Source organism: Advenella kashmirensis W13003 (assembly GCF_000506985.1).
Lineage (GTDB): Bacteria > Pseudomonadota > Gammaproteobacteria > Burkholderiales > Burkholderiaceae_B > Advenella > Advenella kashmirensis_A.
Window position 1 is genome coordinate 758,348 of record NZ_KI650979.1, and the last position, 14,113, is coordinate 772,460.

16 protein-coding genes are annotated in these 14,113 nt (G+C 52.8%); 9 read left to right on the top strand and 7 right to left on the bottom strand.

The window, feature by feature from the left end:
• Positions 1-51 precede the first annotated feature (51 nt).
• Both W822_RS27665 and W822_RS27670 read right to left on the bottom strand, forming a co-directional pair.
• Positions 52-516, bottom strand: coding sequence for a MaoC family dehydratase (locus W822_RS27665; protein ID WP_024003788.1), 465 nt, complete (start codon positions 514-516; stop codon positions 52-54).
• Between the two features lie 31 nt (positions 517-547).
• A complete protein-coding gene (locus tag W822_RS27670; protein WP_024003789.1) occupies positions 548-1,480 on the bottom strand; it encodes a 3,5-dioxohexanoate:acetyl-CoA acetone transferase in 933 nt (310 codons plus the stop codon).
• Positions 1,481-1,616: 136 nt separating this feature from the next.
• Here W822_RS27670 and W822_RS27675 point away from each other — a divergent pair, with 136 nt between their 5' ends.
• From W822_RS27675 to W822_RS27705, 6 genes are all read left to right on the top strand, one after another.
• Positions 1,617-2,387 carry a FadR/GntR family transcriptional regulator gene (locus W822_RS27675; RefSeq protein WP_024003790.1) on the top strand — a complete coding sequence of 257 codons (771 nt, stop codon included), beginning with the start codon at positions 1,617-1,619 and terminating at the stop codon, positions 2,385-2,387.
• Positions 2,388-3,019: 632 nt separating this feature from the next.
• Positions 3,020-4,006: a Bug family tripartite tricarboxylate transporter substrate binding protein gene (locus W822_RS27685; protein ID WP_024003792.1), complete on the top strand. Its 987-nt coding sequence runs from the start codon at positions 3,020-3,022 to the stop codon at positions 4,004-4,006.
• A 92-nt stretch (positions 4,007-4,098) separates the two neighbouring features.
• Positions 4,099-4,254, top strand: coding sequence for a hypothetical protein (locus W822_RS46495; RefSeq protein WP_172642761.1), 156 nt, complete (start codon positions 4,099-4,101; stop codon positions 4,252-4,254).
• A gap of 10 nt (positions 4,255-4,264) precedes the next feature.
• Positions 4,265-5,119 carry an amidohydrolase family protein gene (locus W822_RS27695; RefSeq protein WP_024003794.1) on the top strand — a complete coding sequence of 285 codons (855 nt, stop codon included), beginning with the start codon at positions 4,265-4,267 and terminating at the stop codon, positions 5,117-5,119.
• A complete protein-coding gene (locus W822_RS27700) occupies positions 5,120-5,755 on the top strand; it encodes a flavin reductase family protein (RefSeq protein ID WP_024003795.1) in 636 nt (211 codons plus the stop codon).
• A gap of 30 nt (positions 5,756-5,785) precedes the next feature.
• Positions 5,786-6,655: a cupin domain-containing protein gene (locus W822_RS27705; protein WP_051401597.1), complete on the top strand. Its 870-nt coding sequence runs from the start codon at positions 5,786-5,788 to the stop codon at positions 6,653-6,655.
• A gap of 19 nt (positions 6,656-6,674) precedes the next feature.
• Here the strand turns inward: W822_RS27705 and W822_RS27710 are convergent, their stop codons facing one another.
• Complete coding sequence (locus W822_RS27710) at positions 6,675-7,187, bottom strand: Cif family virulence factor (protein WP_253272223.1); 513 nt, start codon at positions 7,185-7,187, stop codon at positions 6,675-6,677.
• A 122-nt stretch (positions 7,188-7,309) separates the two neighbouring features.
• Here W822_RS27710 and W822_RS27715 point away from each other — a divergent pair, with 122 nt between their 5' ends.
• From W822_RS27715 to W822_RS27725, 3 genes are all read left to right on the top strand, one after another.
• Positions 7,310-8,266 (top strand): Bug family tripartite tricarboxylate transporter substrate binding protein, encoded by a 957-nt coding sequence (locus W822_RS27715; RefSeq protein ID WP_024003798.1) that lies wholly within the window; start codon positions 7,310-7,312, stop codon positions 8,264-8,266.
• A 53-nt stretch (positions 8,267-8,319) separates the two neighbouring features.
• Positions 8,320-9,066: an HpcH/HpaI aldolase family protein gene (locus W822_RS27720; protein ID WP_024003799.1), complete on the top strand. Its 747-nt coding sequence runs from the start codon at positions 8,320-8,322 to the stop codon at positions 9,064-9,066.
• A gap of 96 nt (positions 9,067-9,162) precedes the next feature.
• Positions 9,163-9,975 (top strand): DNA-binding transcriptional regulator, encoded by an 813-nt coding sequence (locus tag W822_RS27725; RefSeq protein ID WP_024003800.1) that lies wholly within the window; start codon positions 9,163-9,165, stop codon positions 9,973-9,975.
• Here W822_RS27725 and W822_RS27730 read toward each other — a convergent pair.
• The 4 genes from W822_RS27730 to W822_RS27745 all read right to left on the bottom strand — a co-directional run bounded on the left by W822_RS27730 (position 9,972) and on the right by W822_RS27745 (position 14,002).
• Positions 9,972-10,940, bottom strand: a complete 969-nt coding sequence (locus W822_RS27730) for a Bug family tripartite tricarboxylate transporter substrate binding protein (protein WP_024003801.1) — start codon at positions 10,938-10,940, stop codon at positions 9,972-9,974. The genes W822_RS27725 and W822_RS27730 overlap by 4 nt on opposite strands.
• 20 nt (positions 10,941-10,960) lie before the next feature.
• Positions 10,961-11,719, bottom strand: a complete 759-nt coding sequence (locus tag W822_RS27735; RefSeq protein ID WP_024003802.1) for an enoyl-CoA hydratase/isomerase family protein — start codon at positions 11,717-11,719, stop codon at positions 10,961-10,963.
• On the bottom strand, positions 11,716-12,909 hold the full coding sequence (locus W822_RS27740; RefSeq protein WP_024003803.1) for a CaiB/BaiF CoA transferase family protein: 1,194 nt from the start codon (positions 12,907-12,909) through the stop codon (positions 11,716-11,718). The genes W822_RS27735 and W822_RS27740 overlap by 4 nt, the downstream gene beginning before the upstream one ends.
• A 196-nt stretch (positions 12,910-13,105) precedes the next feature.
• Entirely contained in the window at positions 13,106-14,002 is an 897-nt protein-coding gene (locus W822_RS27745) for a LysR family transcriptional regulator (RefSeq protein ID WP_024003804.1), read from the bottom strand.
• Positions 14,003-14,113 lie beyond the last annotated feature (111 nt).

The window sequence follows — 14,113 nt, forward strand, 5'->3', positions numbered from 1 at the left end:
TTACATAAGCGCCGGCGGGGTTACAAAACCCCGTTCGCCGTTTTTGGAGGGTCAGTTCACCTTGTGGGGAGCTCTGAGCATCAGCGCAGATCGTTTGCACACCGCAACCAGCTCATTGCGTTGATTGAAACCACGATGTTCGAATACAACGATGCCGTTGTCCGGACGCGAACGACTGTCTCTCAAAGAGACAACTTCAGATTCCACGTGAATGGTATCGCCATGAAAAACAGGTCGCGGAAAGCGCACCTCGTCCCAGCCCAAATTGCCCACCGTTGTCCCCAGCGTTGTTTCGCCAACCGAAATACCGACCACCAGTCCCAGGGTAAACGCACTGTTGACCAGACGCTGACCAAATTCGGTATGCTCCCGGCAATATTCCTCATCCAGATGCAAGGCTGCAGGATTGTGCGTGAGCGCAGTAAAAAATACATTATCCGCTTCCGTTACCGTGCGCCGGATCGGGTGGGAAAAGATCTGATTCAATTCAAACTGTTCAAAATACAAACCGGCCATGCCTCATCCCCTTGTTGAATGGCAAAGATACTCAGAACGCAACATTGTCTTTCCCCTTGGTCTGAAGCATCGCCCGCGCTTCTTCAGGAGTCGCGATTTCCAGCGACAACTCTTCCAGAATGGTTCGTATTTTGGTCACCTGCTCCGCATTCGAACGCGCCATTTGCCCTTTGCCCAGGTACAGACTGTCCTCCAGTCCGACCCGGACGTTCCCGCCCAGTAACGCACTCATCGTCACAAAAGGCATCTGATGCTTTCCTGCTGCGAGAACGGACAGGTAATAATCGTCGCCAAAGAGTTTGTCGGCAATGGCGCGCATATGCAGCAGGTTCTCCTGATGGGCACCGATTCCACCCAGAATGCCGAAGATGCATTGCAGGAAAAAGGGCGGCTTGATCAGACCGCGATCTGCAAAATGCGCCACATTATATAAATGCCCAACGTCATAGCACTCGAATTCGAAACGGGTCCCCAGCGCGGACAACTGGCCCACGCCCTGTTCGATCTGCGCGAACGTATTGGACAAAATAAAATCTTTGGTCATCTCCAGATAAGGCGCTTCCCAATCATATTTGAAGGCATCGATTTTCGCGCCTGCGCCGGAAATATTGAAATTGAATGACCCCATATTCATGGAAGCGACTTCCGGTTCCGCCCACACTGCCGGCGCCAGGCGCTCCTCCAGCGTCATGCCCAGGCCGCCTCCGGTTGTAATGTTGATGATGGCGTCAGTCTGCTCTTTGATCACAGGCAGAAACTGGGCGAACAGTTTGGGATCCTGTTTCGGCTGACCGGTTGCCGGATCGCGCGCATGCAAATGGACCATCGCGGCGCCCGCCTGCACGGCTTCGATAGCGCCCTGCGCGATTTCATCCGGTGTAACCGGCAAGTATTGCGACATCGACGGGGTATGAATCGACCCCGTGACTGCACACGTAATAATGACTTTTTTGGACTGTCTCATGTCTGCTCCGATTGAAGGTGGAGAAAAGATTATGTTTATTGCACAAGCATAATGTCTTTCTTTTCAATGGTCAAACAATTAATTTTTCAACTTTTGGTGATAAAATCGGAGCCGTATTATTAAACTGGACAAGAAAATGAGTCGTTCCCCCTCTGCCTCCACCCCCAGACTATCGCTGATCGATGTACCCAAATCCTGCGATATTCTGGCTTCCATGTTGCGCGAGCAGATCCTGGATGGAACAATCCCGGATGGCTCCATGCTGCCTGCAGAACGCGAGCTGGTTGAACAAACCGGGCTGAGCCGCGGTTCGGTCCGCGAGGGCCTGCGCATTTTGGAAGCAGAAGGATTCATCAAAACCAGATCGGGGCGTTATGGCGGCTCCATGGCCACCCGCCCGACCGGGGCGATGGTATCGGAACAAATCAATGTCTTTGCCCGAATCAGCGGCATTCCATTGACTTCGATTGTCGAAGCGCGCGTCGCGCTGGAGCCCATGCTGGCCAGGCTCGCAGCCGTCAATCGCACCGACGAAGATCTGGCACAACTCGAAGCCATTTCAAAGCGGATTGTCGCCGCCAGTAACGACGTCCCCACGTATCTCCAGGAAAATGTCAATTGGCATTGCGCGCTGGCTCAGGCGAGTCACAACGAGTTGCTTCACACCTTCACCGTCTCCATTGCTCAGCTTATTCGCGAAGCAACCTCAATCAAAAACATGGCGCCGCTGGAGATCAGGATGATTGTCATCCAGGCCCACGACAAAATACTTCAGGCCATCGCAGACAAGGACCCGGAAGCCGCCGAAAGACGCATGTTGCGGCACGTGCAGGCCTACGCCGAGCATGTTAAGCAGCTCATGAAAAAAAGCAGCGCAACAACCGGCAAAAGCAAAAAATCAGCTTGACCTGACTGCGCGGCGCAGAACCGGTTACCGCTACCAACCGACAAAACAACCATCCCTCAACGTTCTAGCAACGACCTTTCTTTGCCTGTCCGGGCGGACAGAAGTGGCCACGGCGATGTGACCGATGCTTTTTGTATTCCCGATGATGGCTGCGATGTCTGTAGTGACTATGACGGTCATATTTTCGTTCGTATTTAGGCCCGCTGTATCTATATCCATCGCGATACCCCGAATGACGGTCATGCACAACGCAACCGGTCAAAAATACCGTTAAAAGACCAATAATCACAATCAACTTTTTCATCATTCCTCCCAACATAATTAACTTTGGCGATATTTTAGTGACGATGGGCCGTTTTTGTATTGCGCAGTTGTAAGCCAAATTTCAGTTTGGTACACAATATACGACGATGCGATCTTCAAACACCCGTTTCACTGTGCGGAAAGCTTGAAATCCGGCGTTGACGCAATTTGCAGGCCACTCGTACACTGGCCCGTCCTGGCTTCCGGAGCTGTTTGTCATCCGCGCAGCGGTAACGTTACCAAGTAAAAACACCGCTCCACCCCGATGGCACCAACACGGCGCCAATAAAAGTATCAAAGAACCAATACCCAATAAAAGGGGGAGACTCATGAAAAACCTCGCACGATCACGTCGTTTTTTCACAGCCGCTTTTGCTTTGTCCGCAGTCTTGTTCTGCAGCGCTTCCCGTGCCGATGACTACCCAAGCCGACCAGTCACCTTCGTCGTCGGCTACAGTGCCGGAGGAGCCATTGATCAGTCGGCTCGTCTGCTTGCGCAAGCACTATCCAAACGCTGGGGGCAAACCGTTATTGTAGATAATCGTCCGGGCGCGAACGGCACCATTGCCGCGACCGCTGTCGCCAACGCCAAGCCGGATGGCTACACGATTCTGGTCACGGCAACAAGTCATAACCTGAATAAATTCGTCAACAAGGATTTGCGTTATGACGTCGAAAAATCATTTACTCCTGTGGCCATGACTGTCGACGTCAGCAATATATTGGTGGTCAATGCCAACTCTCCATACCAGAACCTAAACCAGCTGATAAGCGCCGTCAAAGCAGAACCTAACAAGTTTAGTTACGCATCGCAGGGAATCGGCGGAATTCCACATTTGGCCGGTGAAATATTCAAACAAAAAACGGGAACCCGGATTACGCACGTTCCCTACAAAGGCGCCGCGCAAGGCATGACTGATCTCATCGGTGGAATCGTGGATATGTCGATTCCCTCGACCGGCAGTGTCATGCACTTTCTACAGCAGGGAAAACTACGAGCATTGGCGATTGCCTCAGATGAACGCTTCGATCAGCTACCGGACGTCCCCACTTTCACCGAAAGCGGTATACCGGACTTTATCGTCAGTACATGGCACGGGCTGTTGGCGCCGGCAGGCACCCCGTCCGACAGCGTGCTCAAGATCAATACGGCTGTAAACGAGATAATCCAAACGGAAGCATTCAAAAAGGCCTTGCTGGCCCAAGGTAGTGTCGCCGCCAAACCCGTGACGCCAGAACAGTTTGGCCGAAGACTGGCAAGCGAACTCAAAACCTACGGACAAGTGGCAACGGCCATCGGGCTTGGTGCGCAATAACAAGGTAAAACGGAGACGATAAATGAAAACTTCAGCCTATTGCGATGGATTATCCGCCGAGTGCCTGGCACAAACCGGCACATGATGCGACTATGGAACAATACCTCTCTGTCCTTGACACACATGGTGTGCAGTTTGCCGTACTCGCCGCGGCCAGCATCTACGGCAACTACTCTGAACTGGACATCGACGACCTTTTTTTTGCCCCCTTTACACTCAATTTTTATTCCAACCTCATTTATCCGTGAGCTACACACTATGACGCTAACACCGGGCAGTACTCCATCCTTTGCAGTCGATACACACGCCCATGTTTTTGATTTGACACGGTACCCGTTTCATGAAAGCAGCGGCTTTTCCATCCTGCCCAATGAAACCGGAACGGCCGAGCAATACACTGCAGTACTGGATGCGCACGGGTTCAGTCACGCGGTGCTCATCAATCCACTGGGTGGGTACGGCATTGACAACCGCAATATGCTGGATGTGATTGCTGCATCCAATGGCCGTTTCAAGGGGATTGCCGTTGTTCCCCACGATATCTCTGAAACTGAGCTCGATGCGATGGTTCAGGGCGGGGTCGTGGGCATCCGTTTCAATTTGAGCTTTCCTGCCAGTCCCGCTATCGGCGGCCCCGGCGGGGCCCGTTTGCTGGCTTTGGCACAAGAGCGCGGGCTCATCGTGCAGGTTCACTACCATGACGAAGCTCATTTACTGGAAGCGTACACGATCTTGGAGAACTGTCAGGCGCCACTGGTCATTGATCACTGCGGCCGTCCCGTGCTGGATCAAGGGCCTGAGCAAGCAGGGTTTCAGGCCCTGCTGGAGCTGGGGCGCTCGCACAATTGCATCATCAAGCTCTCGGCCCTGTTTCGCTGTTCTGAACAGGGGTGGCCCTATCACGATAGCGACCCTTATGTCGAGAAATTGATCGACGCTTTTTCGGTAGACCGCTGTATTTGGGGATCGGACTGGCCCTTTCTTCGTGCAAAAGCGCGCATAGACTACGGCCCCGAACTCGGAGGCCTGTCCCGCTGGTTTGCCGATCCCGAAGATCGAAGCAAAGTATTGTGGAAAAATCCTTCGCAAATTTTTGGCTTCAAAGGAGTCTGAATGTTTCTGGATCCCCTGTCGACCCCCGGCTTTAAGCGCTCTTTGTTCAATGCCATTGTCGCGCCCCGTCCGATTGGCTGGATCAGCACAATCAGCAACGCCGGCCAGGTCAACCTGGCCCCCTTTTCCCAGTTCAATCTGGTCTCAACCTCGCCACCGGTGGTGATGTTCTCATGCAATACGCCGGATGATCGGCACGAGAAAGACACGCTTGCCAATGTCAGAGAAACAAAAGAGTTTGTGACCAATCTGGTTTCATGGGAGTTGCGCGAAGCCATGAATTTGACGTCAACGCCCTGCCCTGCCGGTACCGATGAGTTCGAGCTTGCGGGGCTGGAAAAATCGCCATCGATAAAAGTGCGACCTCCCCGCGTTGCCGCCGCACCGGCCAATCTCGAATGCCAGCTTCTACAGATCGTGGAAATCCTGCCCGAGCACCCGGGAGAAACACGAAGCAGTGTCGTGTTCGGGCGTGTCGTAGGGGTACATATGGCACCAGAGTATTTGACCGAGGAAGGCCGCTTTGATTCGGTGAGCGTAAAACCCTTGACGCGCCTGGGGGGCATCGACTATGCCACTGTGGGCGACATATTACAAATGCCTGCGCCCTTTCGCCGGGCAGGCCAGTCCAACTGAACCGTATATTACCTGACAAGGAAAACGACCATGCAACAAGCTCTCGAGCAGGAAATCAGTCCATTCAGTGTGCGAAAACGCAGCTTTCAAATCTTTGACGACGCTTCATCGACGCAAATCGGGTCGGCACGACGGTGGCTGATGCGAGGCCAGAACTTTATCGTGGAGTGGCTGGAGGCTGGTTCGAACACCGAGACAATCCAGATAGAAAGCGAATACGAAACGATGGTGCTCATGCCCGACAGGGGTGGCGTTATCCATCGTGCCGACAAGCCAGCCGTTCACGCTGTGGCGGGCACGGTATGCATCGTACCCGCCGGTCCCTATTCGATTGCACTGGAACCGGGTGCTAGCTACGGTGTGATTGCATCATCACGCGCTGATATCAATATGGACGACATATTGAACGCGCCGGCCTACGCCGATCCCGACCCGCGTATTGATCCGATCCGGACGCCGTATAGACGACAGGTTAACCAGGGCGACGTCCAGGTACTGCAGATGGACGACATTGCCTCGCCTGCCGACAAACCCCGACTCAAAATCATTCAAACCGAAACGCTCAGTATCAACTGGGTTGCTTACGAAGGCCCCCGCAAACGGTCTCAACTGAGTCCCCACAAGCACGCCAGCTACGAGCAGGGATCACTTGCCATACGAGGCAACTATCAACACCACCTGCGCGTGCAGTGGGGAAACGATGCGAATCTGTGGCAGGAAGATGAGCACTGTGGGGCGCCCTCTCCCTCTCTTTTGGTCATCCCTGTACACCTCATCCATACAACCGAGGGAGTAGGAGACGAAGCGCATCTTCTGATTGACATATTTTCACCCCCGCGTGCTGACTTCATTGCCAAAGGGTGGATCTATAATTCTGGCGAATACACCTTGGAAAAGTAACGCCCGATTCACCACAAAATCAGCCTGTCGTTGGCGTTTCATCCCGAAATAAAGCAGTTAACGTGCGTTCGCTATAACGCCATGACTGATCAGGCTGACGCACCAGGATTTCTGTTACCGCTGCGATCATGATGGGAGGCCGGGAGGGCAAGACCGGCTCTCCGTCCGCGGCATATAAGCTCATAATATAGTTGCATCGGGCCCGATTGTCGCTTATTGCCTCTGCCCTGAAATTTTGCACAATATGCAGGGAAACGCGAGCGCCCCGCTGTCTGCGTGAACGATAAAATTCCTGTATCTGCATTTGGCCCCGACGCGTCTTCATACTCGTCGTAAAAGTGGCATCTTCAGTATAAAACTCGTGGGCATTTTCCCCCCAATTGCTGTCGACTTCATGCCAATAGTCTATGGCCAGCGCCTCGAACTCCTGGCGTATTGAAAGCGTTTGCCGCATCATATCCCCGTCTTGAAATAAATAATCCGAAAGAGCTTGCATGCTACTCCTGCCGGCGGCTCTACGCCATACATTCAAGCCGATATTTCGTCTGGCGGAAAGCTCGAATAGAGTGCTTGGTAAGGCATAACGGCATCCGTATACTGATCGGCATAAAGCGGTGAGAATCAACATCAGAACAATTGATAAGGAGAGACATTTTGAATCTCATACGACATGCCATTGCGCTGGGCATTTCCTGGCTTCCATTGCTGGCGTTTGCGGGCGGCGACTATCCCATAAAACCGATTCGTGTCATCGTGCCCTACGCACCGGGCGGCTCCGACCTTTACATCCGGCCACTGCAAGAGCGGCTGCAGGAAAAACTCGGTCAGCCCATTGTCGTTGAAAATGTCGGTGGTGCCGGTGGTGTCGTGGGATCATCCCGGGTCGCGACCAGCAAGCCCGACGGCTATACGGTCCTGTTCGCGGGCAGCGGTGCAATCATTACCTCCCCTAAAGTCACTGGTGCAACATACACGTGGCGAGATTTCGCCCCGGTTGCCAATGTCATTTCCATCCCCTTTACCCTGGTCACTCGCAGTGGCACGCAGATCAAAAATTTTGATGATTTTTTGGCGCAAGCCAAAGCTGAGCCCGGCCAAATAACTTATGCGTCGCCAGGGCACGGTACCTCCACGCAGATTGCAGCCGACGCCATGGCTAAGACGGCCGCGGTATCGATACAAGAAGTGCCGTATCAGGGGGGTGGGCCCGCCATCACCGCGTTGCTCAGCGGCATTGTCGATAGTGCGCTGGCCACGCCCAGCATCATCGTGCCACAAGTGAAGGCCGGCAAACTGATTGCGCTGGCGGTCACCGGCGAACAACGCTTTGCACCATCCATGGAGGTCCCGACCCTGCGTGAAAAAGGGGTCGACGTCGCCGTTGTATCGCGCTACGGTTTTTACATGCCTCGCAATACGCCGCCTGAAATCGTCAGGAAATTTTCCGATGCGGTCCGGTACGCCGTGAAGGACAAACACTATGTTGACCTTATGCGTGAAAGCTACAACGAAATTGAATTTCTGGCTCCGGCCGATTATGAAAAAGCCATGCAGGCAGAAGACAGTTACTTCACCAAGCTCATGCAAGACATGGGCATGAAAATAAAATAACGCCTGTCTGGCGCCAACCGGAATTATTGACAGCCTTTCAGAACGAGTGATCTATGAAGTTATCCAAGCCTTCCTCCGACGCCCCGCAAATTGGGACATTCGTCAAAACCAACTCCCCACACGTGATTGAAATTCTCGGGCTGAGTTCGCTCGATTTTGGTGTACTGGATGCCGAACACGCGCCCCTGGATCGGTCGGCGCTTGACGTTCTGATGCTCGCCAGCCGGGCTGCCAAATGGCCTTTAATTGTGCGTATACCCGACACGACTGCAGCAACCATTCTTTCCGTACTCGATATCGGTGCCGCCGGACTGCTGGTACCGCACGTCGATAGCGCCCAGCAGGCGCAAGCGGTTGTAGGGAAAAGCCGATATATGGGAGGTGAGCGAGGCTTCTCCAGCTCACCGCGGGCTGCCCGTTACGGAACGCTGAGCATGAAAGACTGTCTGATCGCTGCCGAGGGCAGTCTGGTGATCGCCCAGATAGAAAGCGACACGGCGGTCAACTCAGTCGAAGATATATTGAACGTTGAAGGCATTGATGGCATTTTTATCGGCCGAGCAGATCTGGCCCTGTCCTTCGGACTGGATGACCCCAAACACGCACGCGTCTCGCAAGCGACTGAACACGCTTTAAAAAGCGCAACATCCGTCGGTAAAATTGCAGGTATCGCCGTGGGCAATGTCACAGAACGCGATACTTATGCAGCCATGGGGGCTAACTGGATCGTGGTCGGATCGGACCAATCATTGCTGCGCCAGGCAGCACAATCAGCAGCACAGCCTTCCCCCGTCGTGTAATATGATGGCAACCGCAGGGTCCAGTCGCATCGGCGGCTGGGCGTGCAACGCCTGTAAACACCGACACTGCGTCATATCGTCAATCCGGGAGCTGCTTTGGGCACATCTCAACCCGTTCGTTCCGTCGCGCGCGCCATCGATCTGCTGCAGGCAATGAACCGCCAGGCCGTATCAACCGTGGACATGTTGCACGCGCAGACTCGTCTGCCCAAACCGACTATAGTGCGTCTTCTGCGAACCCTCGAGAACCTTAAACTCGTACGCCATGCGCCTCAGCACGGCGCCTATTATCTGACCTCAGAAGTTCGTACGCTGTCTGCGGGCTACCATAGCGAGCCCAAAATTGTCGAGGCAGCCATGTCGCTGATGGATGCAATGACACTGAAGGTTAAGTGGCCTATGGCGATCGCTGTTTTTGAGGACAACGCTGTTGTTGTCCGGTACAGCACCATCCCGCTATCGCCACTTGCGCTTCTGCATTCGTCCATCAATATGCGCCTGAGCATGGCCAGCCGTGCGCTCGGTCGCGTCTACCTGGCATTTTGCGATAAAAGTGAGCAGCAAATCATGCTGGATGCGCTGGCTATGTCTGACGATCCGGAAGATGCACCGGCTCGTGACCGTCTGGCATTCTGCTCGCTATTGGACGACATACGCCGCGCCGGCTATGCGACAAGAAACAAGGCAGTCCGCCCCATTTCCCAAACAATTGCGGTCCCGGTCATCGTTGGGAATCGCGTCGTCGCGTCGGTCGGCATCACTTTTTTTTCATCGATACTCTCGGAAAAAAAAGCGGTTTCCACTTATTTGCGAGATCTGCAGGAACTCGCGCACAACGTTAGCGTTCGCCTGCAACAACTGGACGATTCAGAGCGGATGGAGGCATCTCCCCTGGCCAATGCCGTTTAGTTGAGCGTCACATTCGACGCTTTTAGCCGATCAAGGGCTTCTGCTCCCCGTTTTTGCACAAAATCCCCAAACTCCTTCCGCGAGCCGGAGGCTCTGACGATATTACCCTCGACAAGCAGTTTTTTACGCATCTCCTTATTCTGCAATGCAGTCTGCGTTGCGGCAAACAGTTTATCCGCAATCTCTGCAGGCAATCCTTTGGGTGCCAGCAAGCCGAACCATATTTCATATGTGAAGCCAGGCAGACCTGACTCGTTCAATGCAGGCAGGTCTGGCGCGATCGGCGAAGCGTGAGCCGACGTCACTCCCATCATCTTGTATCGATTGGCCTTTCCCAAAGGCAGAACAGACGCAGCCGTACCGAATGAATACTTGACTTCGCCGGACACAATCGCCGTCATGGAATCTGCACCGCCTTTGAATGGAACATGCAAAATTTCTTCGCCTACTGCTTTTTCAAACATCAGACCCGCGATATGGGGTGATCCACCAATGCCGGACGACGAATAATTAAAGTTCTCGGGGTCTTTTTTGATCAATTCCTTAAGCTCACCTACAGTATTGGCAGGAATATCTTTATTGACGGCAAGAATCAGCGGAGAGGACACCAACTGGCTAATCGGTGTGAAATCGTTCGGTGTGTATTTGACGCGATACAGATATTGGTCCACGCCGAAGGTATTTGCGGTGCCAATACCCAGGGTATAGCCGTCGGGCTTGGCGCGTGCCAGGTTTGAAGTGGAAATCGTCGCGCCCGCACCTGGCTTGTTTTCAACAACAATTGTTTGATTCAGTGCTTTACCCAGGTTATCAGCAAACAATCTGGCCGTCAGATCGGCGGCGCCGCCCGCAGGATAGCCAACCAGTAAGGTGATCGGTTTTTCGGGATAGGCTGCCAATGCCGTAGATGCAGCCAGTATTGAGAGTGAAGCCAGCGTTGTTTTCAGCAAAAATGATTTTTTCATTTTTTCTCCATTGTTTTAATTTATCGGCCCTTGAATGCCGGCTTGCGTTTTTCTGCCCAAGCCAATGCGCCCTCTTTGATATCGTCTGAATTAGCGGCAATTGCAATATCGCTTTTCAGTTCATCCACATCGAGTGCACCACGGGCGATGCTGTTCAGATGCTTTTTCATTCCCAGCAGCGCCAGCGGCGCCATCTGACCCAGGCGCTCGGTCAAGTTATTGACAGCGTCTTCCTGCGCGTCTGCGCTGACCAAATGGGTCAGATAACCAATCGACAGCATTTCATCGGCATCGATTTTCTCTGCAGTGAGAAACATTTTTTTTGCGGCGTTCAGCCCCAAACGACTGACATAACGCTTGAGTCCGCGCTCGTAAAAATGCAGACCCAATCTTGCTGCGGGCATGAACATATTCACCAACGGATTGCCGATTCTGAAATCGCATGCCAGGGCCAGGTCGGTGCCACCGCCATAAACGCCACCGTTCAATACGGCGATTGTGACTGGCCGAGCGTCCTCCAGCATGTTTGCAATATCTTCAAAGGAATGTGTTTTCTTTCCGAAACCGCGCAAATCGTAGCCGCTGCAAAAATACTTGCCTGTACTTCTGACTTGCAGGACCTGGATATCGTCCTGCTGGTTAACCGTTTCGATATGCCTGGCAATTTCCATCAAATCATTCGAATCCAGGCTATTGGCTTTATGCGGTTTGTTCAATGTAATAACGGCAAGACGCCCATTGATGTCCAATCGCGGCAAAGTCGCTTCCGTGCTTGTCATTGAATGACTCCTTTCTGTTTCATCTCTTCTATTTCTTTGGAATTAAATCCCATCTCTGCCATGATTTGCTCCGTATGCTCGCCATTATCGGGACCGGCGTGATGAAATTTTTCATCGTGAGGAAAGGCCGATAAATTGATGGGGGAACGAACCAGACCGATTGTACCCAGTACCGGGTGCTCGGCAGGGGTCACCATTTTCAGGTGCCTGGCTTGTGGGTCTTCAAAGGCCTGTCCGATGTTGTATATCGGTCCGCAAGGGATTCCGGATGGATTCAATGCATCGATCAATTCACTGCTTGTAAAATTTTTTGTATGTGCTTCGATGATCGCATCCAGTTCACTTCGATTTGCCTTGCGTTTATCCGGGCTGCTGAATCGCTCATCCGAACCATATTCAGGACAGCCAAGTTTGTCGCAGAGCATACCAAACATCCTGTCGGTACTCGCGGCGATATTCACCAGTCCGTCTTTGGAGTGGAAGCTTCCCATGGGAGAAAGCGTTGGATGGAAATTTCCCGTTTGCACGGGTATTTCTTTGTTCATGGTATAGCGCGAACCCTGGAAATCCAGCTTGCTTAGCATGCTTTCCAGCAGCGAGGTATGAACCCACTGCCCCTGGCCCGTGATCTCTCTATGCAATAAGGCAAGCAGAATGCCCTGCCCCAGGAACATGCCAGATGTGGTATCGGAGATAGCGATCCCCGTGCGGGTAGGGCCTGTTGCCTCATCTCCCGTGACCGACATGAGTCCGCTCATCCCTTGCAGGATCTGGTCCAGGCCCGGCCTGTCTTTATAAGGCCCATCCTGGCCGAAGCCGGAAATACTCGCAAGAATGATTTTGTCGTTCACTTGCCTGAGTTGATCGTAGCTGAGTCCCAGCCTTTCCTTGACCTCGGCGCGGAAATTTTCGACGACAACATCCGCCTTTTTGACAAAGGTGTATAGAATCTCTCGCCCTTCCGGGCTTTTCAGATCAAGACAAATGCTTCGTTTATTTCGATGCAGATTCTGGCTGTCCGACCCCCTGTTCTTGCCGATGATTGAACCCCTGTCCCGGCGGACCGGCGGTTCGATCCTGATGACTGTGGCACCCCAATCGGCCAGCAAACGCACGGCAACCGGGCCCGCCCGGGCGACTGTCAGGTCCAGAACGGTATATTTGGAAAGAGGTTTATCCTGAGTATTCATATTGACGTATCTTGCAAAAATAGGCCGGCACCGAACAGACCATTCACCAATCCTGATGGAGGTTTGCGTGTGCCTGCCCATCCTCTTGTGAACGCTGCCCAGCGGCTGGGGCTGCATGATGATGGATAAGTCTAAGAAACTCTGGTAAATAAGTAAAATCGAATTAATTGATTTTTATATCAGAAATATTGATGAATCAATTTTGATTTTCAATGATATGAGTGAGCGTGCGCATGAACGCATCGGCCGCGGGCGACCTGCTTCTGCCTTTGATGGAAGCAATACTGATCGTTCGGGACATACTCGGCTCAATCAGTTCCGAGCGCACCAGATTGCTCGTGAACCCGGATATGCATGCATAACTTGGGACAATGCATATGCCCTTCACGGAAGAGGTCAACGCCATGACCGTCAGCCAATGATGGGATGCCAGCGTCGGGCGAACAACGCGTTTGGCGGCATTCCAGAAGGCATGTTCGATCATTTTGCCGACGCTGCTGTCTTTGTCAATACCAACAATTTTCTTGTCCAGCAGTTCTGCCCACTTTACTTTTTTCTTCAAACCGACAGATGGATGAGACAGCGCCACGAGACGATCATCGAATAAGGGGTGCATTTCAATTTCTGCAGCCCTGCCCTCAAAGGTACCGATAGCCAGATCGATTTCCCGCCGGGTTAACAGGGAAACCAGCGTGTGCGTGGATGCATCTTCTATGCGGATCGCAATACCGGGATAAAGCTCATTGAATCGGGCGATGACCTTCGCCAGCAGCGTACTGCCCAGCAAGGGCGTTACACCGATGGAAACCGTACCGTTGGCGAGATCACCCAGCGCTTGCAGGTTGACGATATGCGAGTCCAGATCGTCCAGCAGTCGGCTGACTGAATCGGCGAAACTCTGACCCGCTGCAGTGGGAATTACAAATTTGGTTGTGCGATCGAATAACCGCAACCCTACAATGGCTTCCGCTTCACGAATTGTCATGCTCAGATTGGATTGCGTTGTATGAAGATTTGAGGCCGCGACTGTGAAACTGCGCGCAGAGGCTAGTTCGCGAATAGCCAATAGTTGCCGGATGGAAAGTTTAATCATGATTCGCCACTATGAAAGTAAGCCCAGATTACATCATTGTGTCGATAATTTCACAAAGGGCTTTCCACTTCCACGCAATTTTAGTAAACTAACTTTACTAAAATTAAAGTT

Coding starts and splice junctions, on each gene's coding strand:
- W822_RS27665 (WP_024003788.1), bottom strand. CDS start 516: ATGGCCGGTTTGTATTTTGAACAGTTTGAATTGAATCAGATCTTTTCC.
- W822_RS27670 (WP_024003789.1), bottom strand. CDS start 1,480: ATGAGACAGTCCAAAAAAGTCATTATTACGTGTGCAGTCACGGGGTCG.
- W822_RS27675 (WP_024003790.1), top strand. CDS start 1,617: ATGAGTCGTTCCCCCTCTGCCTCCACCCCCAGACTATCGCTGATCGAT.
- W822_RS27685 (WP_024003792.1), top strand. CDS start 3,020: ATGAAAAACCTCGCACGATCACGTCGTTTTTTCACAGCCGCTTTTGCT.
- W822_RS46495 (WP_172642761.1), top strand. CDS start 4,099: ATGGAACAATACCTCTCTGTCCTTGACACACATGGTGTGCAGTTTGCC.
- W822_RS27695 (WP_024003794.1), top strand. CDS start 4,265: ATGACGCTAACACCGGGCAGTACTCCATCCTTTGCAGTCGATACACAC.
- W822_RS27700 (WP_024003795.1), top strand. CDS start 5,120: ATGTTTCTGGATCCCCTGTCGACCCCCGGCTTTAAGCGCTCTTTGTTC.
- W822_RS27705 (WP_051401597.1), top strand. CDS start 5,786: ATGCAACAAGCTCTCGAGCAGGAAATCAGTCCATTCAGTGTGCGAAAA.
- W822_RS27720 (WP_024003799.1), top strand. CDS start 8,320: ATGAAGTTATCCAAGCCTTCCTCCGACGCCCCGCAAATTGGGACATTC.
- W822_RS27730 (WP_024003801.1), bottom strand. CDS start 10,940: ATGAAAAAATCATTTTTGCTGAAAACAACGCTGGCTTCACTCTCAATA.
- W822_RS27735 (WP_024003802.1), bottom strand. CDS start 11,719: ATGACAAGCACGGAAGCGACTTTGCCGCGATTGGACATCAATGGGCGT.
- W822_RS27740 (WP_024003803.1), bottom strand. CDS start 12,909: ATGAATACTCAGGATAAACCTCTTTCCAAATATACCGTTCTGGACCTG.
- W822_RS27745 (WP_024003804.1), bottom strand. CDS start 14,002: ATGATTAAACTTTCCATCCGGCAACTATTGGCTATTCGCGAACTAGCC.